Annotated in this window: 21 protein-coding genes, 1 tRNA gene and 1 pseudogene; 7 read left to right on the forward strand and 16 right to left on the reverse strand. The window is 65.5% G+C overall.

All coding sequences use genetic code 11. The features are described from left to right. The 13 genes and pseudogenes from ACCC94_RS16265 to panM all read right to left on the reverse strand — a co-directional run. Positions 1-285 (reverse strand): annotated as a pseudogene (locus tag ACCC94_RS16265) (multidrug RND transporter); the annotation flags it as partial. A 2-nt stretch (positions 286-287) separates the two neighbouring features. Next, on the reverse strand, positions 288-761 hold the full coding sequence (locus tag ACCC94_RS16270) for a MarR family winged helix-turn-helix transcriptional regulator (RefSeq protein WP_413350516.1): 474 nt from the start codon (positions 759-761) through the stop codon (positions 288-290). A gap of 390 nt (positions 762-1,151) precedes the next feature. Further along, entirely contained in the window at positions 1,152-2,372 is a 1,221-nt protein-coding gene (locus ACCC94_RS16275; RefSeq protein WP_413350517.1) for a methyltransferase, read from the reverse strand. A gap of 67 nt (positions 2,373-2,439) precedes the next feature. Beyond that, positions 2,440-3,132, reverse strand: coding sequence for an ABC transporter permease (locus ACCC94_RS16280; RefSeq protein ID WP_413350518.1), 693 nt, complete (start codon positions 3,130-3,132; stop codon positions 2,440-2,442). Then, positions 3,129-3,824, reverse strand: coding sequence for an ABC transporter permease (locus ACCC94_RS16285; RefSeq protein ID WP_259757880.1), 696 nt, complete (start codon positions 3,822-3,824; stop codon positions 3,129-3,131). Before ACCC94_RS16285 ends, ACCC94_RS16280 begins: the two co-directional genes overlap by 4 nt. A 56-nt stretch (positions 3,825-3,880) precedes the next feature. Continuing rightward, positions 3,881-4,633: an ABC transporter substrate-binding protein gene (locus tag ACCC94_RS16290; protein WP_138523706.1), complete on the reverse strand. Its 753-nt coding sequence runs from the start codon at positions 4,631-4,633 to the stop codon at positions 3,881-3,883. A 14-nt stretch (positions 4,634-4,647) separates the two neighbouring features. After that, the gene (locus ACCC94_RS16295) at positions 4,648-5,421 is read right to left on the reverse strand and encodes an ABC transporter ATP-binding protein (RefSeq protein WP_413350519.1); all 774 of its coding nucleotides are present in this window, start codon (positions 5,419-5,421) and stop codon (positions 4,648-4,650) included. A gap of 280 nt (positions 5,422-5,701) precedes the next feature. Then, positions 5,702-8,032 (reverse strand): sulfatase-like hydrolase/transferase, encoded by a 2,331-nt coding sequence (locus ACCC94_RS16300; RefSeq protein ID WP_413350520.1) that lies wholly within the window; start codon positions 8,030-8,032, stop codon positions 5,702-5,704. Between the two features lie 241 nt (positions 8,033-8,273). Further along, a tRNA-Phe gene (locus ACCC94_RS16305) sits at positions 8,274-8,349 on the reverse strand. Positions 8,350-8,427: 78 nt separating this feature from the next. After that, positions 8,428-8,700 (reverse strand): oxidative damage protection protein, encoded by a 273-nt coding sequence (locus ACCC94_RS16310; RefSeq protein WP_015479334.1) that lies wholly within the window; start codon positions 8,698-8,700, stop codon positions 8,428-8,430. Then, positions 8,697-9,764 carry an A/G-specific adenine glycosylase gene (gene mutY / locus ACCC94_RS16315; RefSeq protein WP_413350521.1) on the reverse strand — a complete coding sequence of 356 codons (1,068 nt, stop codon included), beginning with the start codon at positions 9,762-9,764 and terminating at the stop codon, positions 8,697-8,699. The genes ACCC94_RS16310 and mutY overlap by 4 nt, the downstream gene beginning before the upstream one ends. After that, complete coding sequence (locus tag ACCC94_RS16320; RefSeq protein WP_413350522.1) at positions 9,761-11,986, reverse strand: AsmA family protein; 2,226 nt, start codon at positions 11,984-11,986, stop codon at positions 9,761-9,763. The genes mutY and ACCC94_RS16320 overlap by 4 nt, the downstream gene beginning before the upstream one ends. A gap of 140 nt (positions 11,987-12,126) precedes the next feature. Then, positions 12,127-12,525 carry an aspartate 1-decarboxylase autocleavage activator PanM gene (gene panM / locus ACCC94_RS16325; RefSeq protein WP_413350523.1) on the reverse strand — a complete coding sequence of 133 codons (399 nt, stop codon included), beginning with the start codon at positions 12,523-12,525 and terminating at the stop codon, positions 12,127-12,129. A 140-nt stretch (positions 12,526-12,665) separates the two neighbouring features. On the opposite strand from panM, the gene hisB reads away from it, so the two are divergent. From hisB to ACCC94_RS16360, 7 genes are all read left to right on the forward strand, one after another. After that, a complete protein-coding gene (hisB, locus tag ACCC94_RS16330) occupies positions 12,666-13,259 on the forward strand; it encodes an imidazoleglycerol-phosphate dehydratase HisB (RefSeq protein WP_015479330.1) in 594 nt (197 codons plus the stop codon). Then, positions 13,259-13,897: an imidazole glycerol phosphate synthase subunit HisH gene (gene hisH, locus ACCC94_RS16335; protein WP_413350524.1), complete on the forward strand. Its 639-nt coding sequence runs from the start codon at positions 13,259-13,261 to the stop codon at positions 13,895-13,897. The genes hisB and hisH overlap by 1 nt, the downstream gene beginning before the upstream one ends. A 3-nt stretch (positions 13,898-13,900) precedes the next feature. Then, on the forward strand, positions 13,901-14,161 hold the full coding sequence (locus ACCC94_RS16340; RefSeq protein WP_045215778.1) for a DUF2164 domain-containing protein: 261 nt from the start codon (positions 13,901-13,903) through the stop codon (positions 14,159-14,161). Positions 14,162-14,201: 40 nt separating this feature from the next. After that, positions 14,202-14,951, forward strand: coding sequence for a 1-(5-phosphoribosyl)-5-[(5-phosphoribosylamino)methylideneamino]imidazole-4-carboxamide isomerase (gene hisA / locus ACCC94_RS16345; RefSeq protein WP_413350525.1), 750 nt, complete (start codon positions 14,202-14,204; stop codon positions 14,949-14,951). Positions 14,952-15,011: 60 nt separating this feature from the next. Then, positions 15,012-15,782, forward strand: coding sequence for an imidazole glycerol phosphate synthase subunit HisF (hisF, locus tag ACCC94_RS16350; protein ID WP_413350526.1), 771 nt, complete (start codon positions 15,012-15,014; stop codon positions 15,780-15,782). Between the two features lie 220 nt (positions 15,783-16,002). Beyond that, the gene (locus ACCC94_RS16355) at positions 16,003-16,758 is read left to right on the forward strand and encodes a substrate-binding periplasmic protein (RefSeq protein WP_413350530.1); all 756 of its coding nucleotides are present in this window, start codon (positions 16,003-16,005) and stop codon (positions 16,756-16,758) included. Positions 16,759-16,910: 152 nt separating this feature from the next. Then, the gene (locus tag ACCC94_RS16360) at positions 16,911-17,666 is read left to right on the forward strand and encodes a substrate-binding periplasmic protein (protein ID WP_413350531.1); all 756 of its coding nucleotides are present in this window, start codon (positions 16,911-16,913) and stop codon (positions 17,664-17,666) included. Between the two features lie 122 nt (positions 17,667-17,788). On the opposite strand, the gene ACCC94_RS16365 is transcribed toward ACCC94_RS16360, so the two are convergent. The 3 genes from ACCC94_RS16365 to ACCC94_RS16375 form a co-directional block, all read right to left on the reverse strand. Further along, positions 17,789-18,571, reverse strand: a complete 783-nt coding sequence (locus ACCC94_RS16365; RefSeq protein WP_413350527.1) for a divergent polysaccharide deacetylase family protein — start codon at positions 18,569-18,571, stop codon at positions 17,789-17,791. Between the two features lie 3 nt (positions 18,572-18,574). Continuing rightward, positions 18,575-19,885, reverse strand: a complete 1,311-nt coding sequence (locus ACCC94_RS16370) for a S41 family peptidase (RefSeq protein WP_413350528.1) — start codon at positions 19,883-19,885, stop codon at positions 18,575-18,577. A 27-nt stretch (positions 19,886-19,912) separates the two neighbouring features. Beyond that, positions 19,913-20,239, reverse strand: a 327-nt coding sequence (locus ACCC94_RS16375; protein WP_413350529.1) for a murein hydrolase activator EnvC family protein, incomplete at its 5' end; no start/stop codon positions are given.

Genomic DNA, 20,239 nt, shown 5'->3' on the forward strand with positions numbered 1-20,239 from the left:
TGCCTGGCGGGCGCGGGCGCTGGTGATGTCCAGGTCCGGCGTGCCGCGCAGGGCTTCGCCGATCAGGCTGTCCAGTTGCGGGTCGCCCAGGCTGGTCCACCAGTGTTCGCTGGGCCAGGCGGCCGGGGAGAGCGGCGTGCCGTCGAGGCTGACGCCGGCTTTCAGGCTGGCGGGGTCGACGGTCTTGCCGCTGGTGTCCAGGCCGGAGTAGCTGACGCAGCCGGAGAGTCCCAGTACGGCGGCAAACACGGCGGCCGGCAGCAGGGCAAGACGGAGGTGGCTCATGGTCATTTCTCCTGCGCCGCGCAGTGGGCCGCGGCGCCGTGGGCGCGCAGGATCTTGTCGAGCAGGCCGGTGAGGGTCTGCAGTTCGTCGCGGGAGAGGACGCCGACCAGCTCGTTCATCGCGGCGGCGGCGATGCTCGGCGCCTCGTCATTCACCGCCTGCCCGGCGGGGCTCAGGCTCAGGCGCACGCTGCGGCGGTCGTTCCGGCAGGGCTCGCGGAGCAGCAGGTCCTTGCGTGCGAGACGGTCGAGCATGCGGGTCATGGAGCCGCTGTCGATGGACAGTTCGCGGCATAGCTCGGCGGGAGTGTTGGCGCGGTCATTGCCGACGAAGAACAGCACCTTGAACTGCGCTGCGGTGATATCCAGGTGCGCCAGGTGTTTGTCCAGCAAGCGATCCTTGAGGATGGCGGTGGCCCCCAGCAACTGGCCGATGGAGCCTTTGAACGGAAAGTCCGCGACGTCGTAGTGATTCATGTCAAAACAGATGACTGCTTAGGCAGGGAAATGTTTCGAAATGATACTGCCTAGGCAGCGATTGACCTAGGTTCGATTGTCGCGATTGCGCAACAATCCGTTCGATGAAGCGCAATTGGAGCGGAAGTGGCAACAGGAATGGCAGATTTCCTACGACCTTTTTGAGCCTTTATGCACAAGCGGGAATGCGTTAGAGCAGAAATCGCATATGAGATGTGAAGGCCATCAACTAAGTTTGCAACTCTATGTTTTTAAAAGATTAATTTCATTTGTTCAGAAAATGACCAGATCGCAGCGAGGCAGTCTGGCTGGCCAGGCAGCGGCATTTTTTCCGGGGTTACGAACAGAGTTATCCACAGGGGCTGTGGGTGAAGCGCTGGAACGTCCGTCTCAGATGCGTTCGGCGAGTAACAGCAGGTTGCGCGGAGTCAGCCGGGTGGCGCAGAAGGCGCCCAGGGTGGCGCGATAGCCTTGCTCGTCGAGGAGTAACGCACGGTCCAGTAGCAGCCATAGCTCCATTGGCCGGCGGAACAGGCCGCGCACCAGTTCCAGGTTGCGTACCTCGGCCAGACGCCGCCAGCCCCTCGCTTCCAGTCCCTCCCAGTCCGTGCCGGCAGGCAGGTCGAGCCCTCTGAGCGCGGCCAGGTCGCGGCAATACTCGGCGAAGGGTTTGTCCAGCCAGGTCGGCGGCACAGAAGGAACCGGCAGGTAGCTATCGCTGCCGCGGACTTCCCGTTGCAACAGGTCGAAGGCCAGGCGTCGCGCCATCGAGCCGTCGCGCTGGCGTCGCACGCGGGCGCCGGCGGTCACGGTTTCCGCCAGTGGCAGGCGCAGGTCGTCCCGCGAGAGCAGCAGGGTGGAGCCTTGCGCGGCGTGCGAGAGCGGCTGGTAGTGCTCGCCATCGATGCGGTTGTAGCAGCAGGGGGCCACGGCGAGCTGGCGGCAGCCGCGGCTGCTGGCCAGCCGCAGCAGGCGGACGTGCAGGTCGCCGCAGGCGTGCAGGGCGACGGCGGTGTGGCCAGCTTGCAGGTGCTCGCCGGCGTCGGATGCCAGCACGTCCTGCTGCATATGCCGGGCCTGAAGTTGAAGCCGGTCGCTCAGGCGCTGGCCGTCTTCCACCAGGGCATTGTCGAACTCCAGGCTCAGCAGCGGCTTGCCGTCGCGCGCCAGCAGGCGGCCCAGATGGCCTTTGCCGGCGCACCAGTCGAGCCATTGTTGCGGCGCGGCGGCGAAACCCAGGCGGCTGGCGAAGGCTTCGATCTGCTGCCATTTGCGGCCGGGTACGTCGACGGTCAACTGGTTCGGCAGTTTGCCCAACGGCGTGGCCGGCAGTTCGCCGACGATGGACAACTGCGCGGCGACGGCAGCCAGTGCAGGGAAGGGCGCTGGGGCATCGAGCCGTTCGGGTGCGTTGTGTACCGCGTCGGCGTTTTCCAGGCTGCGGCTGCGCAGCCAGGCGGCCAGTTCGGGATAGTCTCGCTCCCAGGGCAGTCGCAGCGCCGTGAAGGGCTTCGGCCGCCACAGGGCCTGATGATCCAGCAGGAAGCTATCCAGTGCCTGGAAGCGCTGGAGCAGGTCGGAGCCGGTCAGGGGAGCGTCGTTCGGGAGCACGGTGCGAAACGGGGGGCAAGCCACGGGGCGCGCATTATAGCGGCCCCGCGGGCGAGCGGTGTGCCGGTCAGCGGCCCTGCATGGAGTCCACCTTCAGCCAGCGTTCCAGCAGGCGGAAGATGCGCGTCAGCAGCAGGGTGATGACCAGGTAGAACAGCCCCGCGAGGCAGAAGAACAGCATGGCCTCGTAGGTGCGCGCGATGATGGTGCGGGTCATGCCCATGATGTCGAACAGGGTGACCGTGTACACCACTGCGCTGGCCTTGAGCATGAGGATCACCTCGTTGCTGTAGGCCGGCATGGCGATGCGCGCGGCGCGCGGCAGGATGATGTGGAACAGCGCCTGGCGACGGGACATGCCCAGTGCGCGGGCGGCTTCCACTTCGCCCACCGGGATGGCGTGGATGGCGCCGCGCAGGATTTCCGCGATGTAGGCGGCGGTGTGCAGGGTCATGGTCAGCAGGGCGCACCAGTACGGGTCGCGCAGGTACGGCCAGAACGGCCCCTTGCGCACGCTTTCGAACTGGGCGAAGCCGTAGTAGACGATGAACAGCTGCAGCAGCAGCGGGGTGCCACGGAAGAAGAAGATGTAGGCGTAGGGCACCGCGCGCACGTACCAGTGCCGCGAAGCCCGGGCGATGCCCAGCGGCACTGCCAGGCACAGGCCGGCGACCACGGCGATCGCCAGCAGCTCCAGGGTCAGGGTGGCGCCCTGGAGCATCTTCGGCAGCCATTTGAGGATCAGCTCGAGATCGGTCATAGCTCGTTCCTCACGAAGCCACGGCCGGCGCGACGCTCAAGGAAATGCAGGGCGGCCATGATGAAGACGGTCAGGCCCAGGTAGATGAAGGCCGCGGTCATGTAGAAGGTGAAGGGTTCCTTGGTCGCGTTGGAGGCGACCTGGGCCTTGCGCATGATCTCGTCGAGGGTGATCAGCGAGACCAGGGCGGTGTCCTTGAGCAGGATCAGGTAGAGGTTGCCCAGGCCCGGCAGCGCCACGCGCCAGACCTGCGGCAGCACGATGCGCCAGAAGATGCGCGGAGCGGAGAGGCCTAGCGCCTGGCCCGCCTCACGGTGGCCCTTGGGAATGGCCAGCAGCGCACCACGGAACACCTCGGTGGCGTAGGCGCCGAAGCACAGGCCCAGGGCACAGGTACCGGCGGCGAAAGGCGACAGGGCGAATTCCGGGTAGCCGAACAGGTTGCCGATGGCGTTCAGTCCGGTCACGGTGCCGAAATAGATCATCAGTACCCAGAGCGTCTCGGGTACGCCGCGCACCACGGTGGTGTAGAAGCCGCCGAGCATGCGCAGGAAGGTGTTCTTCGAGGTCTTGGCGACGGCGCCGAGCAGGCCGAGGATCAGTCCGACGCAGACTGCGGCGAGCGAAAGCTTGAGCGTCATCCAGGTGCCGGCGATCAGCTGATCGCCAAAGCCGTGCAGGTCGAAAATCATGGGGAGTCACGCCTGAAGGCGCGCGCCGCCCGGTGAGGGGCGGCGCGGCACGTGCATCAGTAGATGCTGAAGGGGAAGTACTTGTCGTTGATCTTCTTGTAGGTACCGTCGTCGACGATTTCCTTCAGAGCGGCGTTCAGCTTGTCACGCAGCGGGTCGCCCTTGCGCACGGCGATGCCGATCTTGTCGTTGTCGAACACCGGCTCGCCCTTGAACTCGAAGTCCTTGCCGGCGTCGCTTTTCAGCCAGTCGTACTGCACGAACTTGTCGGCCAGCACGCCGTCGAGGCGGCCCGAGGACAGGTCGAGGTAGGCGTTTTCCTGGGTGTCGTAGAGCTTGATGGTAACGGTGTCGGACATGTTGTCCTCGAGCCAGGTACCGGCGATGGTCGCGCGCTGGGCCCCGATCACCTTGCCTTTCAGGTAGCCCTTGTCGGTCTTGAAGTCGGTGGACTTGGGCGCCACGAACTGCAGCTTGTTGGTGTAGTAGGGGTTGGTGAAGTCGACTGCCTGCTTGCGCTCGTCGGTGATCGACATGGAGGCGACGATGAAGTCGAACTTCTTGGCGTTCAGGGCGGGGATGATGCCGTCCCAGTCGGAGGTGACGACGTCGCACTCGGTCTTCATCTTGGCGCACAGCGCCTTGCCGATCTCGATGTCGAAACCGACCACCTGGCCGCTGGCGTCGATGCCGTTGAAGGGCGGGTAGGCGCCTTCGGTGCCGATGCGCAGCTTGTCCGCGGCGATGGCCTGGCTCCCCAGTGCGAAGGTGGCCGCGATAGCCAGGACGATCTTCTTATAGTTGTTCATGCAGTGATGCTCCGTTAGCGGTGGCTGGACATGAATTGTTTACAGCGTGCCGATTGCGGGTTGTCAAATACCTGCTGCGGCGGTCCCTGCTCTTCTACCAGGCCCTGGTGGAGGAACACCACCTCGCTGGACACCTGGCGCGCAAAGTTCATTTCATGGGTCACCAGCAGCATGGTACGACCCTCATCGGCAAGCGCGCGGATAACGTTAAGCACTTCCTGGACCATTTCCGGGTCCAGTGCCGAAGTCGGCTCGTCGAAGAGGATGACCTTGGGCTGCATCGCCAGGGTGCGGGCGATGGCGGCGCGCTGTTGCTGGCCGCCGGAAAGCTGCGCGGGGAAGCAATGGCGCTTGTCGGAGATGCCGACCTTCGCCAGCAGCGCCTCGGCGATTTCGGTGGCTTCGGCCTTGGTCTTGCCCAGCACGCGGCGCGGTGCCTCGATGATGTTGTCGAGGATGCTCATGTGCGGCCACAGGTTGAAGTTCTGGAAGACGAAGCCCAGTTCGCTGCGCAGACGGTTGATCTGCTTGCCGTCGGAGGCGACCAGCGAGCCGTCCTTGGATTTCTTCAGCTTGAGTTCTTCACCGGCGACCAGGATCTGGCCCTGGTGCGGGTTCTCCAGCAGGTTGATGCAGCGCAGGAACGTGGATTTACCGGAACCGGAGGAGCCGAGGATGGAAATCACATCGCCGTCGCGGGCGGTCAGGGAAATGCCTTTGAGCACTTCCAGGTCACCGTAACGCTTGTGCAGGTTACGGATTTCCAGTGCGGGTATGGCCGTGGCCATAGGGGGCTCCTCTATTGTTATTCGGACCTTTCGCAGCGGGGCACTGCAGAATCGGGGCCATCCTGGCGAGGGGCAACCTAACACGCACTCCGGAGTGCGCCAAGCGCCCATCTGCCGCGGTCGTCGGCTGTAGTGGCAAGTTGTCGCATTGCCGCTCGGCGTTGTCGCCTGGGCTGAACTAGTCGCGCCGGACAGGGGCATCGCAGAGGGCGCGGGGACGGGATAGTGCCAGCTTCGCCCCCTGTAAAGAAGTCCGGCGGCCAGGGGGCCGCCGGTGGGGTCACTGCATCATCTGCCGCAACTGCGGGTTGGGATCTTCCAGGGCTTCGGCAGGGGTAATGTCATCCTGGGATTCCGGCGGCTGGCTGGCCATCAGGTTCGGGGGGCCGGACAGGCGCGGGATCGGCAGCGGCTTGGCGTCCGCGAGCCCCGTGCCGGTGCCTTCGGAGGCATTGATCGTCGACTTGCGCGGCTGGGTGAGCACGTGGAAGTCGGTGATCTCGATGACGCCCTTGCCTTCGGCCAGCAGGTGGAAGGAGAAAGCCTTGCGCGCTTCCTCGTTGTCAAAGCCGAAGGTCACTTCCAGCGGCTGGTTACGCTTCACCAGCGGGAAGTCGGGTATCTCGATGGGCACCGGCTTTTCGAACGAGCGCGTCCTGAGTGTCACTTTCGCTCCATTGGCGTCCATCTGCACGGCGCGGATCTTCAGGCTCACCGTGGTGTGGGAGTTGGCCGGGAACTCCAGGTACTGCGCGCCGATCAGGTTGTCGGTGTATTCGTTGTCGATCTGCGGCTTCAGGCGGATGCGTTCCTTGGTCGCGAACTGGTATTCCCGGGCCGACTGCGCCTGGGTAACCGACTGGTCGAGGATGTCCGCGCGGGCGGTCATCAGGCGGGCGTCGCGGCCACTGAAGCGGCCCTCGAACTTGGCGGTATCGGCAATGAAGCCGTCGCTCTTGTAGCGCCGGCAGACCTGCTGGAAGTCGCACTCGGTGAAGTTGCCCTTGCCGTCGTGGTAGCGCTGCATGCCATTGGTGAAGGAAACCATCTCGCGGCCCGTGGCGTATTCGCGGAACAGCGAGCGGCCGGCAATATCCTGCGGCGCCTTGATGGCGAAGTAGTCGAGCACCGAGGATTCCAGGTCCACATGGCCGTAGACGCCCGCCTTCACTGGCGGCAGCGCGGCCTGTTCCGGTGCAAGGATCAGGTTCAGGCCCCATGCCGAGGCAAGGCGCACGTTGTCGATGCCGTGGGATTCATCGGAAGTGACGATGACCAGGGTGTCCTTGAGTACGCCTTTTTCCTCCAGGCCCTTGAGGAAGGCATCGACGGCGTCGTCGAGGTAGGCCACGGCTGCCTGGCGCGGCGTCGGGTACTTGGCCAGGTATTCCGGCGTGGCCGAATACGGCTGGTGGGTGCCGACGGTGAGCAGGGTGAGCATCCACGGCTGCTTCTTCTGGCGCAGTTGGCCGACATAGTCGAGCGCGCCTTCGAAGAACGCCTTGTCATCCATGCCCCAGGCGAACTCCAGGTACGGCTTCTTCTTGAACCAGTCGCGACCCAGGGTCTTGTCGAAGCCCATGGCCGGCATGACCTTGTCCTTGGCCATGAAACGCAGGCCGGCGCCCTGCAGGAAGTGGGTGCTGAAGCCGGCCTGGTGCATCTGCGCCGGCAGGCATTCGGCGGCGCGGGTCGGGTTGCCCAGCAGCTCGACGCCTTTGGGGGTGCCGTTGTCCAGCTTGCTGTAGTCGCCGCAGAGCATGGCGTAGAGGCCGCGGATGGTCTGGTGGCTGTGCACCACGTAATCCGGGGTGGTCATGGCGCGCTCGGCCCAGGTGCTCAGGCGCGGCATCATCGATTCTTCGTAGCTGCTGCTCAGCGCTGCGCGGTTGGTGGCGACGTAGGCGCCCGGAATACCTTCCATGGCGATGATCAGCACGTTCTTCGCCTGGCCGCGACCGGCCAGCAGCGAGGTGCCGCTCAGGTCGTGCTGGGTCAGGCCGGTGACGTCCGGGCGGACTTCCGGCAGGTCGCGGTCGCGCCAGTCCTGGTAGGCCATCTCGCCGCTGGTGACGGCGCGGGAGGCCAGTTGGTGCGGCAGGTTGAACTGCTTCCACATCTCCGCGTCGCTGGGCTGGAAGTACTGCACGCCGGCGTGCGCGGCCAGCAGCAGGGCAGGCACCGCATAGGCGTAGCGCGGCAGCGGCTTTTCGCGGCGGCGCCAGAGCAGTGCGCAGAGAAGAATGCCAGCACCGATCAGCACAGCCAGGTGCAGGTGGTTGAGGCCGCCGCCCTCGGTGGAGTTGGCGACGAAGGTCGGGTCGGCGAGGAAGTGCAGGTCCTCCGGCGCGGGCATGCGGCCCACGGCGCTGACCAGCTCGGCAGTACCGATCACCGAGAGCGCCCAGATCAGCATGACCGGAATGGCGATGAACAGGCGTCGGTTGTGCAGAGCGACGACCAGCAGCGTGCCGAGCGCCAGGTCCGACAGGTAGCCCAGCGAGGAGCCCCAGCCCAGGCTATAGCGGCCGATCAGCGGGACCAGCAGGAAAAGGGCAGACAGGGAAACCAGGTTGCCCCGCGAATTCCACCAGCTTATGAGTTTGCGCACAGTGACTCCGCTACCAAACATCGAATCCCGGAGGGTATCCCACTGCAAGTGTGGAAATCGTCCGGATGGTCATGATTCTGAAAGATCGGTGTGCTATGCGCCAGTAGACACTGAAGTCAGGCAAACATTCGATACGAATCGGGGGAGCGCGCGGGGGCGGGGGAGTGACTTGTGCCGGCTTGCGCGGGCGGAAACGAAAAAGCCCCTGAAATCGCAGGATTTCAGGGGCTTTCGGAAGGCTTGGTGCCCAGGGACGGAATCGAACCGCCGACACGGGGATTTTCAATCCCCTGCTCTACCAACTGAGCTACCTGGGCAACGTGGCGCGCATTAAAAGGGTTTTCGAAAGGGGTGTCAAGCGTGCCGCGAAAAAATTTTTCAAATAATACCGATGCTTACGCGCTGGGCGGGACGTAGCCCTCGGCCTGCGCGTATTCCTCGCCGGAGAGGAACTTGTCCATTTCGGCGGTGAGGAACTTGCGATCCTCGGCATTCATCATGTTCAGGCGACGCTCGTTGATCAGCATGGTCTGGTGCTTCTGCCATTCGTCCCAGGCCTTCTTCGAGACGTGCTCGTAGATGTCCTGGCCCTTGGCTCCGGGATAGGGCGCGCGATCGAGGCCGGGCAGCTCTTCTTTGTATTTGCGGCACATCACCAGTCGGGTCATGACATTTCTCCTGCATTCAACACGTCGGCGGCTCGTTTGAGCAGCTTCTTCACCGGGGCGGCAAGGCCGAGCCGCGGCGGGGTGGCGAGGTTATACCAGAGCCAGTCGGCCTCGGCCACGGCGGGTGCTGCGTCCTCGACGCGCACCAGCCAGGGCTCGATGGCCAGCTGGAAGTGGCTGAAGGTGTGGGTCAGGCCGGGCAGCTCGCGGCGCTCGCCCAGGCGCAGGGCGTGACGCTGGGCCAGCGGGTCGAGGGCGGCCAGGTCGTCCAGTTCCGGAAAGCTCCACAGCCCGCCCCAGAGGCCGGTCGATGGACGACGATAGAGCAGGATGTCGCCCTCGCGGTTGGCCAGGATCGGCATCAGCGTGCGCTTCTGCGGCAGCGCCTTGCGCGGCTTGGATACCGGGAAGTCGGTCTCGCGGCCGAGGAAGTGCGCGCGGCAGCCCTCTCGCAGCGGGCAGAGCAGGCAGCTCGGTTTGCTGCGAGTACAGAGGGTCGCGCCCAGGTCCATCATCGCCTGGGTGTAGTGGTTGACCCGTTCCTGCGGTGTGAAGCGCTCGGCGGCGTCCCACAGCTGTTTGGCCACCTTGGGCTCGCCCGGATAGCCGTCGCAGGCGAGGTAGCGCGCCAGGACGCGCTTGACGTTGCCGTCGAGGATCGGTGCGCGCAGCCCCATGGAGATGCTGGCAATGGCGCCGGCGGTGGAGCGGCCGATGCCGGGCAGCTCGGCGAGTTGCTCGACGTCGCGGGGGAATTCGCCGCCGTGCTGTTCCATCACCGTCTTCGCGGTCTTGTGCAGGTTGCGCGCTCGGGTGTAGTAGCCCAGGCCCGTCCACAGGTGCAGCACTTCGTCTTCCGGCGCGTTGGCCAGGTCCGCCACGGTGGGCAGTGCGGTCATGAAGCGGTCGTAGTAGCCCATGACCGTGCTGACCTGGGTCTGCTGCAGCATGATTTCCGAGACCCACACACGGTAAGGCGTGATGTTCTGCTGCCAGGGCAGGTCATGGCGGCCGTGCGTGTCGAACCAGTCGAGCACGGCCTGATTGAAGCTTTGCGGGGTCACTTCTTGAACAGCCCTTTGAGTGCGTCTTTGAGTTCGGGACTGACCTTGTCGCCGAGCTTCTCTTCGATTTTCTGGTTCAGCCGGTCCCCGGCCAAACGTGCAGCGATCTTGCCGATGCCGTCCTTGTCCAGGCGGCAGGCCTTGGCGCCCAGCTCCAGCGGGCCGCGGCAGCGCAGCGGCCATTCGATGCCGACATAGCGCTTGTTCACTTCGCACGCGGGGTCGGGCATGTCGCTCTTGTCGCCCTCGATGGTGACTCCGACGCGGTAGTCCATGCCCAGCACGCGCAGGTCGAGGTCGCCGTCGCCCTTGACGGTCAGGCCGGGGATGCTCGCCTTGAGGTCCGGGTTGCTGGCCACGCCATTCTTGAACACCAGGTTGCCCTGCAGCTCGCGGAACGGCGTGTCCTTGCCGCCATGCTCGGCAGTCAGCGACTTGCGGTTCAGCGTGGCGATGCCCTGGCACAGCTGCTGTTCGAGGTTGGCGTTGAGCAGTACGCCCTGGGTCAGGACGAAGCGCGCGGTGCCATTGAGGTTGTCGATCCAGGCCTTCTGGCTGTTGCCCTGGGTGGTGATGTCGGCGTCGAGGTCCAGCAGGCCCTTCACCGGCGGTTTCTGGCCCTGGGATTCGAGCAGGCGCTCCACCGGTACGTCGGCGATGTGTTTCTTCGCCTGCAGGGTCGGTACGTCCTGGCGTACGTCGAGGGTGGCGGTGGCGTTGAACTTGCCGTCGTAGAGTTCGCCACGCATATCGTCGAGGTTGAGCAGGCCGCCCTGGCTGCGCAGCTTGAGCACGGCATTGTCGATGGGCAGCTTGTCCAGGGTCAGCTGGCCGAGGTTCAGGCTGGCGTCCAGGTCCAGTGCGCGCAGGCGGGCGATGGGCAGCAGCGGGGCGTCGCTCCAGGCCTGCTGGGTCGGCTGGCTGGGCAGCGGGGTGTCGCCTTTGATGGCGTTCTGTTCGGTGCTGGCGACTTCCGCCTTGCGCGCGCTGTTGGTGGCGTCCTGGGCTTTCTTGACCTTGGCCGGCAGGTAGCGGTCGAGGTCGAGCTTGTCGCCGGAGAGCTGGGCGCGGATCGCCTGCTTGCCGAAGTCGGCGAGGCCGAGGTTGCCGCTGAAGCTGCTGTCGTCCAGCTTCAGCTTGATGTCGCCCAGGGTCAGGCTGTTGCGGGTGCCGCTGACGCGGGTGGCCAGTTCCAGCTTGGTCAGGGTGGTGGTGTCGGCCATTTCCGGCAGGGTCTGGCCGATGCCTTCGAGGAATTCGCGTAGGTTGAACGGCGCCAGCGACAAGCCGCCGTCGAACTTGGGTTCCTTGTCCAGCTCGCGGGCCTTGATCTCACCCAGGGCGCGCAGCTGGTTGACGGTGACCTTCAGGCCGTTCCACTCGGCGACCTGGGCGGCCTGGTCGAGCACCAGCTGGCCCTGGGCGCTGTAGTTGGCGGTCTTGCCCTGGAACGGGTCGCCGGAGACTTCGCCGGCGAGCTTGGCGTCTTCGAGCTGGTAGCGCTTGAGCGCTCGGTCGAAGCGCAGGTTGCCGGTCAGCTCGGTGCGGGCGCGGATCACAGGCTGGTTGGTGCCCAGGTAGGCGCTGAACTTGACCGGGATGTTGCTGCCTTCGCGGATCGCGCCGGTGCTCAGCTCGATGCCTTCGACGCTGTAGTTCTTGCCGCTCTGGGCGTCGGCGTAGTCGATGCGGGCGTTCTTCACGCTCAGGCTGTCGATGTCCAGCTTCATCGCCTGGTGGGATTGCTGCGCATCCGCCTTGGCCTGCTCGGTCGGCGCCGGCGCCGGTTGTTCGGGCTGCTTGCCGTTGGCCGGTGGGAGGGGCTTGCCGATGCTTTCCCAGTTGCCGACGCCGTTCTTGTCCTTGTTCAGGGAAAGGGTCAGGCCTTCGACGCGGATGTCGCTCATCTGCACCTGCTTGCGCAGCAGCGGCAGTACGCGCACGGACATGGCCAGCAACTGCGCGTCGGCGAACGGCTGGTCCGGCGCCTGCAGGCTCGCCACGCTGGTGTCGTGCAGCTCCAGGCCGAGCCAGGGGAACAGGCTCCAGCCGATGTCGCCCTTGAGGTTCAGTTCGAGGTTGGCCTTGTCCCGGGCGATCTGGCGGATCTCGTCCTTGTAGTCGTTCGGGTCGAAGAAGTGGGTCAGCACGAAGCCGGCGGCGACGATGAGCAGCAGCAGGACCAGGGCAATGATGCCGATGATTTTGCCGAACGCTTTCATGGACGGGTCCTTGTTCAGGCGGCGGGTGGAATAGCGGGAAAGTATACCAATGCCGCGGCGGCGCCCCAGCCGGAAAGGCGCAGGCCGCTAATGCGGGGTTTGAACGGGGACTTGGCGCGCGGTTCCCGGGCGCGCCGCGATCAGGCCGTTTCCAGCGTCAGGCCCAGGTGCTCGGCAAAGCGCTCGGCTTCGGGCTGGCCTTGCGGAACGCTCAGGCGCAACGCGGCGCCTTGCTGGACGGCCAGGCGCTGCGCCTCTTCCAGCAGCCGCCGGGCGACGCCGCGATTGCGAGTGAGCTGGCGCACGCACAGTCGCGAGATTCGCCAGGTGTCGCCGTCGCGCTCGATCCAGGCGGCGCCCAGCAGGCGGTCGTTGAAGCGCCCGGTGAACAGCCGGCCTTCGGCAAGCCCGCGGGTGACCAGCTCCTGAGGATCGGCGAAGGGGACGAGCAACCAGTCCGGCGCGTCGGCGTAGATCTTCAGCAGGTCCTGGCGGTCTTGGTCGCTGGGCTGGGTCAGGTGCTGGACGACGACGGGCATGGGCAATCCTCGAAAGGCGAGCCGCGCAGTGTAGGACTATCGGCCGGCGCCGACCACCGCCCATAGCCGCGCGGCGCCTCGCGCGCCTATAATGCCGCCCCTTCTTATAATTACGTGCAGTGTTAGCTGTGGAGCTGGTGATGGCCGAACGCAAGGCATCCGTCGCGCGCGACACCCTGGAAACCCAGATCAAGGTTTCCATCGACCTGGATGGAACGGGCAAGGCCCGCTTCGATACCGGGGTTCCCTTCCTCGAGCACATGATGGACCAGATCGCCCGCCACGGCCTGATCGACCTGGACATCGAATGCAAGGGCGACCTGCATATCGACGACCACCATACCGTCGAAGACATCGGCATCACCCTCGGCCAGGCCTTCGCCAAGGCCATCGGCGACAAGAAGGGCATCCGCCGCTACGGCCACGCCTACGTGCCGCTGGACGAGGCGCTGTCGCGCGTGGTCATCGACTTCTCCGGCCGCCCCGGCCTGCAGATGCACGTGCCGTTCACCCGCGCCAGCGTTGGCGGCTTCGATGTCGACCTGTTCATGGAGTTCTTCCAGGGCTTCGTCAACCACGCCAACGTCACCCTGCACATCGACAACCTGCGCGGGCACAACACCCACCACCAGATCGAGACCGTGTTCAAGGCCTTCGGCCGCGCGCTGCGCATGGCCATCGAGCTGGACGAGCGCATGGCCGGCCAGATGCCGTCCACCAAAGGGTGCCTGTAATGCAGACCGTTGCCGTCATCGACTACGGCATGGGCAACCTGCACTCGGTGTCCAAGGCGCTTGAACGCGTGGGCGCCGGCCGCGTGCTGGTGACCAGCGACGCCAACGTGATCCGCGAGGCGGACCGCGTGGTGTTCCCCGGCGTCGGCGCGATCCGCGACTGCATGGCCGAGATCAGGCGGCTGGGCTTCGACGCCCTGGTGCGCGAAGTCAGCCAGGACCGCCCGTTCCTCGGCATCTGTGTCGGCATGCAGGCGCTGCTGGAGCGCAGCGAGGAGAACGACGGTGTCGATTGCATCGGCCTGTTCCCCGGCCAGGTGCGCTTCTTCGGCAAGGACCTGCACGAGGACGGCGAGCACCTGAAGGTGCCGCACATGGGCTGGAACGAAGTGGCACAAAGCGTGGATCACCCGCTGTGGCACGACATCCCCGACCGCGCGCGCTTCTACTTCGTGCACAGCTACTACATCGAGGCGGGCAATCCGCGCCAGGTAGTCGGCCGCGGCCACTACGGGCGTGATTTCGCCGCCGCGCTGGCCGATGGCTCGCGCTTCGCCGTGCAGTTCCACCCGGAGAAGAGCCATACCCACGGCCTGCAGCTGCTGCAGAACTTTGCCGCCTGGGACGGGCGCTGGTAAGTCATGGCCCGTCAGAAGGACAAGCCGGCGATCCTCGAACTCGACGGCGCCCAGCGCCAGAGTGCGGCGCGCGCCATCCAGCGCTTCCTCGAGGATCGCTTCGAGCTGGATGTCGGCTCCTTCGAGGCCGAAGAGGCGCTGGACTTCTTCCTGCGCGAGTTCGGCCCGCTGTTCTACAACAAGGCGATCTTCGATGTGCAATCTCACCTGAAAGACCGGTTCGAGAGCATCGAAAGCGACTTGTGGGCGCTCGAGAAGAGCTGACCCGACCCCATTCATCTTTGGATTCGAGCAGGTTCAACCCATGCTGATCATCCCCGCAATCGATCTGAAAGACGGCGCCTGCGTGCGCCTGCGCCAGGGCCTGATGGAAGACGCCACGGTGTTCTCCGACGACCCGGTGTCCATGGCCGCCAAATGGGTGGAAGGCGGTTGCCGCCGTCTGCACCTGGTGGACCTGAACGGCGCCTTCGAAGGCAAACCGGTCAACGGCGAGGTGGTCACCGCCATCGCCAGGCGCTACCCGAACCTGCCGATCCAGATCGGCGGCGGCATCCGCTCGCTGGAGACCATCGAGCACTATGTCCGCGCCGGCGTCAGCTACGTGATCATCGGCACCAAGGCGGTCAAGCAGCCGGAGTTCGTCGCCGAAGCCTGCAAGGCATTCCCGGGCAAGGTGATCGTCGGCCTGGACGCCAAAGACGGCTTCGTCGCCACCGATGGCTGGGCGGAAGTGAGCTCGGTACAGGTCATCGACCTGGCCAAGCGTTTCGAGGCCGATGGCGTCTCCGCCATCGTCTACACCGACATCGCGAAGGACGGCATGATGCAGGGCTGCAACGTCGAAGCCACCGCTGCCCTGGCCAACGCCACGCGCATCCCGGTGATCGCTTCGGGCGGCATCCACAACCTGGGCGACATCCAGAAGTTGCTGGACGCCCGCACCCCGGGCATCGTCGGCGCCATCACCGGCCGCGCGATCTACGAAGGCACCCTGGACGTCGCCGAGGCCCAGGCGCTGTGCGATCGTGAAGCGGCAAGCGGCAGGCTGTGAGCCACAAGCTCTTACTTGCAGCTTGAGGCTTGTCGCCTGAAGCTGCTTTCGGAGAAAGCAATGACCCTGGCTAAACGCATCATTCCCTGCCTCGACGTGGACAACGGCCGCGTGGTGAAGGGCGTCAAGTTCGAGAACATCCGCGACGCCGGTGACCCGGTGGAAATCGCCCGCCGCTATGACGAGCAGGGCGCGGACGAGATTACCTTCCTCGACATCACCGCCAGCGTCGATGGCCGCGACACCACCCTGCATACCGTCGAGCGCATGGCCAGCCAGGTGTTCATCCCGCTGACCGTGGGCGGCGGCGTCAGGACGGTGCAGGACATCCGCAATCTGCTCAATGCCGGTGCGGACAAGGTCTCGATCAATACCGCCGCGGTGTTCACCCCGGAGTTCGTCGGCGAAGCCGCCGCGCGCTTCGGCTCGCAGTGCATCGTGGTCGCCATCGACGCCAAGAAAGTGTCGGGCCCCGGCGAAACCCCGCGCTGGGAAATCTTCACCCACGGCGGCCGCAAGCCCACCGGGCTGGACGCGGTCGAATGGGCGAAGAAGATGGAAGGCCTGGGCGCTGGTGAAATCCTCCTGACCAGCATGGACCAGGACGGCGTGAAGAGTGGTTACGACCTGGGCGTGACCCGCGCCATCAGCGAGGCCGTGGGCGTACCGGTGATCGCCTCGGGCGGCGTCGGCAATCTGGAGCACCTCGCCGCCGGCATCATCGAGGGCAAGGCCGACGCGGTGCTCGCGGCGAGCATCTTCCACTTCGGCGAGTACAGCGTCCCCGAGGCCAAGGCCTATCTGGCCAGCCGCGGCATCGTCGTGCGCTGATCCCTTCCGGGCCGGGGTTCCCCGGCCCTGTGGCCTTTTTCCGCTCCTGCGTCCGGTGGACGCATCCCCTTCCTGCGCACGAAGATTGCTAGCCAAAGGCTTCAGTCAAGGTAATGGCGGATTCATGTCCCATTGCCACATTCATAGGGTTTATTGGCGTCAATTCTCCGAGTAAGCTCTGCGGCTTCTCAGAAATGTCATACGCAGGAATATCTCGATGCTGAAGCGCATTCTGCTTGCATGGCTAGGCTGCGGCCTGCTTCTGGCCAGCGCGGCAAGGGCCGAAACGGATTCTTCGGATTACAGCATGGTGCTGCTCACCGAGAACTTCCCTCCCTACAACATGGCCATCAACGGCAAGAACTTCGCCCAGGAAGACAGCATCGACGGCATTGCCGTGGATATCGTCAAGGAAATGTTCAAGCGTGCCGGCGTGCAGTACAGCCTGACCCTGCGCTTCCCCTGGGACCGCATCTACAAGCTGGCGCTGGAGAAACCCGGCTACGGCGTCTTCGTTACCGCGCGCCTGCCCGAGCGCGAGAGCCAGTTCAAGTGGGTCGGCCCCATCGGCCCGGACGACTGGGTCCTGCTGGCGAAAGCCGACAGCAGGATCAGCCTGAACAATCTGGAGGAAGCCAAGAAATATCGTGTAGGCGCCTACAAGGGCGACGCCATGGCCGACTACCTGACCGAGCACGGCTTCGAGCCGGTGCTGGCGCTGCGCGACCAGGAGAACGCCGGCAAGCTGCAGGACGGCTCGATCGACCTGTGGGCCAGCGGCGACCCGGCGGGCCGCTACCTGGCCAAGCAGGTGGGCGTCACCGGCCTGAAGACCGTGCTGCGCTTCAACAGCGACCAGCTGTTCCTCGCGCTGAACCGCGAGACTCCGGATGCCGTGGTGCAGAAGCTGCAGGCGGCGCTGGACAAGATGCGCGCCGAAGGTTTCGTCGACGAGGTGCTCAACAGTTACCTGTAACACCCGAAGGCCGGCCACTCGCCGGCCTTCGCGTTTGGCGCCGACACCCCTCGGCGCCGGTTTTGCCACGGAAGGCAGACGAGCGAAGTAGTCCGTCCCCCCTGCAGGGATGCCGCAAGCCCAATAACGATAACCACGCGAGCGGTATGACCATGCTGAAAGTCCTGATCAAGACCCTGACCCTGGGTCTGTTGCTGGGGGCCGCCACGGCCCGCGCCGAGTTGCCCGCCGATTACAGGATGGTGCTGCTCACCGAGAACTTCCCGCCCTTCAACATGGCGGTGGACGACAAGAACTTTGCCCGCGATGAAGGGATCGACGGCATCAGCGCCGACATCGTCCGCGAGATGTTCAAGCGTGCCGGCATCCAGTACAGCCTGAGCCTGCGCTTCCCCTGGGATCGCCTGTACAAGCTGGCGCTGGACAAGCCCGACTACGGGCTGTTCTCCACCACCTACACCCCTGAGCGCGTGCCGCTGTTCAAGTGGGTCGGGCCGATCGCCAAGACCCAGTGGGTGCTCCTCGCCCCGCCGGGCAGTTCGATCAAGGTGAAGGACCTCAAGGACGCCGCCAGGTACAAGCTCGGCGCCTACAAGAACGACGCCGTCAGCCAGAACCTGGAAAGCCAGGGCATCCCGGTGGTCAATGCGCTGCGCGACCAGGAAAACGTCAAGAAGCTGACCACCGGCGAGATCGACCTGTGGGCCACCACCGACCCGGTGGGCCGCTACCTGGCCAAGCAGGAGGGAGTGTCCGGCCTGCAGACCGTGCTGCGCTTCAACGAGGCCCAGCTGTACCTGGCGATCAACAAGGACACCCCGGACGAGGTGGTGGCGAAGCTGCAGAAGGCGCTGGACGAGATGCGCGCCGATGGCTTCATCGAGCAGGCGACGAATAACTACTTGTAAGGTTGGCCGGCCCCTGACGCCCGGCTGGCCTTTGTAGGAGCGAGCTTGCTCGCGAACCGCTCTCGGGAAATTCGATGCCGGGGCTGTTCGCGAGCAAGCTCGCTCCTACGAAAAGCCCGCGTCTAGCGATAAACCCCGTCCCGCCCATGCCCCGCCATGGCGCGGTTGCCGCGCTCGGCGATCATCAGCGACGGCTGCACCAGCTCGAAGCCCTGGGCCTTGAGGGTCGGCAGCACGCGCTTGAGCACGGCCAGGGTCGCCGGCTTAGGGTGGCCGATCATCACCACCGTGCCCTGCTTGCGCGCCAGCGCGAGGCCACGCTGCATCTGTTCCGTCACCGCCGCTTCGCTGGGGTCGTCGTCGAGGAACACGTCCCGGGAGAGGCTGGCGAGGCCGATCTTCTGCGCTTCGGCGGCCGCCACTGTGGCCGCGCTGGTACGGCTGTCGAGCAGGAACAGGTGGCGCCGCTGCAGCTCGGCCGCCAGCCAGGCCATGGCCGGGCGGTCGGCAGTCATGCGACTGCCTTCGTGGTTGTTCAGCCCCTGCACGTACGGCACCTTCGCCAGCGCGGCGTCGAGGCGGCGCGCGCGTTCTTCCTGCGTCAGTTCCGGGCGCCAGGCGTAGTCACCGCCGGCCGGGTCCATCGGCATGTGCAGCATCACGGTGCGCCCGCGATGGTGCGCCTCGCGCGCCAGTTCGGCGGCGTGAGGCGTATCGGGGATGATCGCCAGGGCGATGGCGGGGGAGATGTCGAGCACCTGGCGGTCGCGCGCCAGGTTCTGCCCGAGGTCGTCGATGACGATGCTGACCAGCGGCCTGCCGCCGTCCGGCCGGGGCGCGGCGGCCACCGGCAGGCACAGCAGCGCGCCCAGGCACAGGCTCAGCAGCTGCCGGGCCGGGCGCATCGGTCAGTTGTTGCCGCGGCTGACGCTGAGTCCTTTCAGCAGGCTGAGGGCTTGGCTGAGCTGGTAGTCGCCATCCTGCGGGCGATCCACCGGCGCCTTGCCGGAGGTGGTCGGGCGATCCTGACCGCCGTTGCCGTTGGCCAGGTGGCCCTGCAGGTCGGCTTCCTTGAAGCCGTCGAACTCGCTCTTCTCGCGGGTCACCTTGGCGCGCTCCACCTCGATGTCCGGGGTGATGCCCTGGGCCTGGATCGAGCGGCCGTTGGGGGTGTAGTACAGCGCGGTGGTGAGCTTCAGGGCGCGGTCGTTGTTCAGCGGCAGCACGGTCTGTACCGAGCCCTTGCCGAAGCTGTCGGTGCCCATGAGGATCGCGCGTTTCTGGTCCTGCAGGGCGCCGGCGACGATTTCCGCCGCCGAGGCGCTGCCGCCGTTGATCAGCACCACCAGCGGGACGCCGTCGCTCGGGTCGGCCGGGTCGGCGGAGAAGCGCAGCTCGGAATTCGGGATGCGGCCCTTGGTGTAGACGATCAGTCCCTTGGTGAGGAAGGCGTCAGCCACTTCCACCGCGGACTGCAGCACGCCGCCGGGGTTGTTGCGCAGGTCCAGCACGACGCCCTTGAGCTTGCCCTTGTTGTCGTTGCGCAGCTTGGACAGCGCCTTGACGGTCTCCTCGCCGGTATTCACCTGGAACTGGGTGATGCGCAGGTAGCCGTAGCCCGGTTCGAGCAGTTGGCTCTTCACGCTCTTGACCTTGATGATCGCGCGCTTGAGGGTGACGTCGAATGGCTTGCCGCCGCCGCGCACGATGGTCAGGGTGATCGGCGAGCCGGCCTTGCCACGCATGCTGTCCACGGCCTCGTTCATCGACTGGCCCTTGGTCGGCTTGCCGTCGATCTTCACGATCAGGTCGCCCGGCTGGATGCCGGCGCTGGCCGCCGGGGTGTCGTCGATGGGCGAGATCACCTTGACGAAGCCATCCTCGCTGCCGACTTCGATGCCCAGGCCGCCGAATTCGCCGCTGGTGCTTTCCTGCAGCTCGGCGAACTCTTCCGGGCCCAGGTAGGCGGAGTGCGGGTCGAGGTTGCTGAGCATGCCCTTGATGGCGTTCTCCAGCAGCGTCTTGTCATCCACCGGTTCGACATAGGCCGCCTTCACCCGGTCCAGGACCTCGGCGAAGGTGCGCAGCTCGTCGAGCGGCAGCGGAGCCTCCTTGCCGTTGGCCGCAGCTGATGCGGCCGGCGCATCGGCGGCCTGGACCGCACCGACGCCGAGCAGCAAGGCCAGGGCCAGGGTAGTGAGACGGAAAGCTTGCGACATGTTTGGCTCCTAATGCGTGATCGCCGCTTATCCCTGCGTGCGACACCAGGTCGAAGGGTCCGCCGGGCGGCCCTGATGGCGAATGGCAAAATACACCGCCGGAGTACTCTGACCCCCGCTGGCTCCCACGGTTGCAATGGGATCGCCCGCTTTGACGGTATCGCCGGCGTCCTTCAGAAGACTTTGATTATGCCCATAAAGGCTGAGGTAGCCACCACCGTGGTCGAGAATGACCAGCAGGCCTGAGCCGCGCAGCCAGTCGGCGAACACCACGCGGCCGCCATGCACCGCGCGCACGGTACTGCCCGCGGAGGCGCCGATCAGCACGCCGTCCCAGGTGGCGCGGGGGTCGTC

Origin of the sequence: Pseudomonas sp. Pseusp97 (genome assembly GCF_047304025.1) — a bacterium.
In the GTDB taxonomy this organism is placed as follows: Bacteria; Pseudomonadota; Gammaproteobacteria; order Pseudomonadales; family Pseudomonadaceae; genus Pseudomonas.

Excerpts from the sequence above, each read along its gene's own strand:
- panM (WP_413350523.1), bottom strand. The coding sequence starts at position 12,525 with ATGCCCGTCGTCGTCCAGCACCTGACCCAGCCCAGCGACCAAGACCGC.
- ACCC94_RS16290 (WP_138523706.1), bottom strand. The coding sequence starts at position 4,633 with ATGAACAACTATAAGAAGATCGTCCTGGCTATCGCGGCCACCTTCGCA.
- ACCC94_RS16360 (WP_413350531.1), top strand. The coding sequence starts at position 16,911 with ATGCTGAAAGTCCTGATCAAGACCCTGACCCTGGGTCTGTTGCTGGGG.
- ACCC94_RS16340 (WP_045215778.1), top strand. The coding sequence starts at position 13,901 with ATGGCCCGTCAGAAGGACAAGCCGGCGATCCTCGAACTCGACGGCGCC.
- hisA (WP_413350525.1), top strand. The coding sequence starts at position 14,202 with ATGCTGATCATCCCCGCAATCGATCTGAAAGACGGCGCCTGCGTGCGC.
- ACCC94_RS16310 (WP_015479334.1), bottom strand. The coding sequence starts at position 8,700 with ATGACCCGACTGGTGATGTGCCGCAAATACAAAGAAGAGCTGCCCGGC.
- ACCC94_RS16285 (WP_259757880.1), bottom strand. The coding sequence starts at position 3,824 with ATGATTTTCGACCTGCACGGCTTTGGCGATCAGCTGATCGCCGGCACC.
- hisB (WP_015479330.1), top strand. The coding sequence starts at position 12,666 with ATGGCCGAACGCAAGGCATCCGTCGCGCGCGACACCCTGGAAACCCAG.
- ACCC94_RS16280 (WP_413350518.1), bottom strand. The coding sequence starts at position 3,132 with ATGACCGATCTCGAGCTGATCCTCAAATGGCTGCCGAAGATGCTCCAG.
- hisF (WP_413350526.1), top strand. The coding sequence starts at position 15,012 with ATGACCCTGGCTAAACGCATCATTCCCTGCCTCGACGTGGACAACGGC.
- hisH (WP_413350524.1), top strand. The coding sequence starts at position 13,259 with ATGCAGACCGTTGCCGTCATCGACTACGGCATGGGCAACCTGCACTCG.
- ACCC94_RS16365 (WP_413350527.1), bottom strand. The coding sequence starts at position 18,571 with ATGCGCCCGGCCCGGCAGCTGCTGAGCCTGTGCCTGGGCGCGCTGCTG.
- ACCC94_RS16370 (WP_413350528.1), bottom strand. The coding sequence starts at position 19,885 with ATGTCGCAAGCTTTCCGTCTCACTACCCTGGCCCTGGCCTTGCTGCTC.
- ACCC94_RS16270 (WP_413350516.1), bottom strand. The coding sequence starts at position 761 with ATGAATCACTACGACGTCGCGGACTTTCCGTTCAAAGGCTCCATCGGC.
- ACCC94_RS16295 (WP_413350519.1), bottom strand. The coding sequence starts at position 5,421 with ATGGCCACGGCCATACCCGCACTGGAAATCCGTAACCTGCACAAGCGT.
- ACCC94_RS16320 (WP_413350522.1), bottom strand. The coding sequence starts at position 11,986 with ATGAAAGCGTTCGGCAAAATCATCGGCATCATTGCCCTGGTCCTGCTG.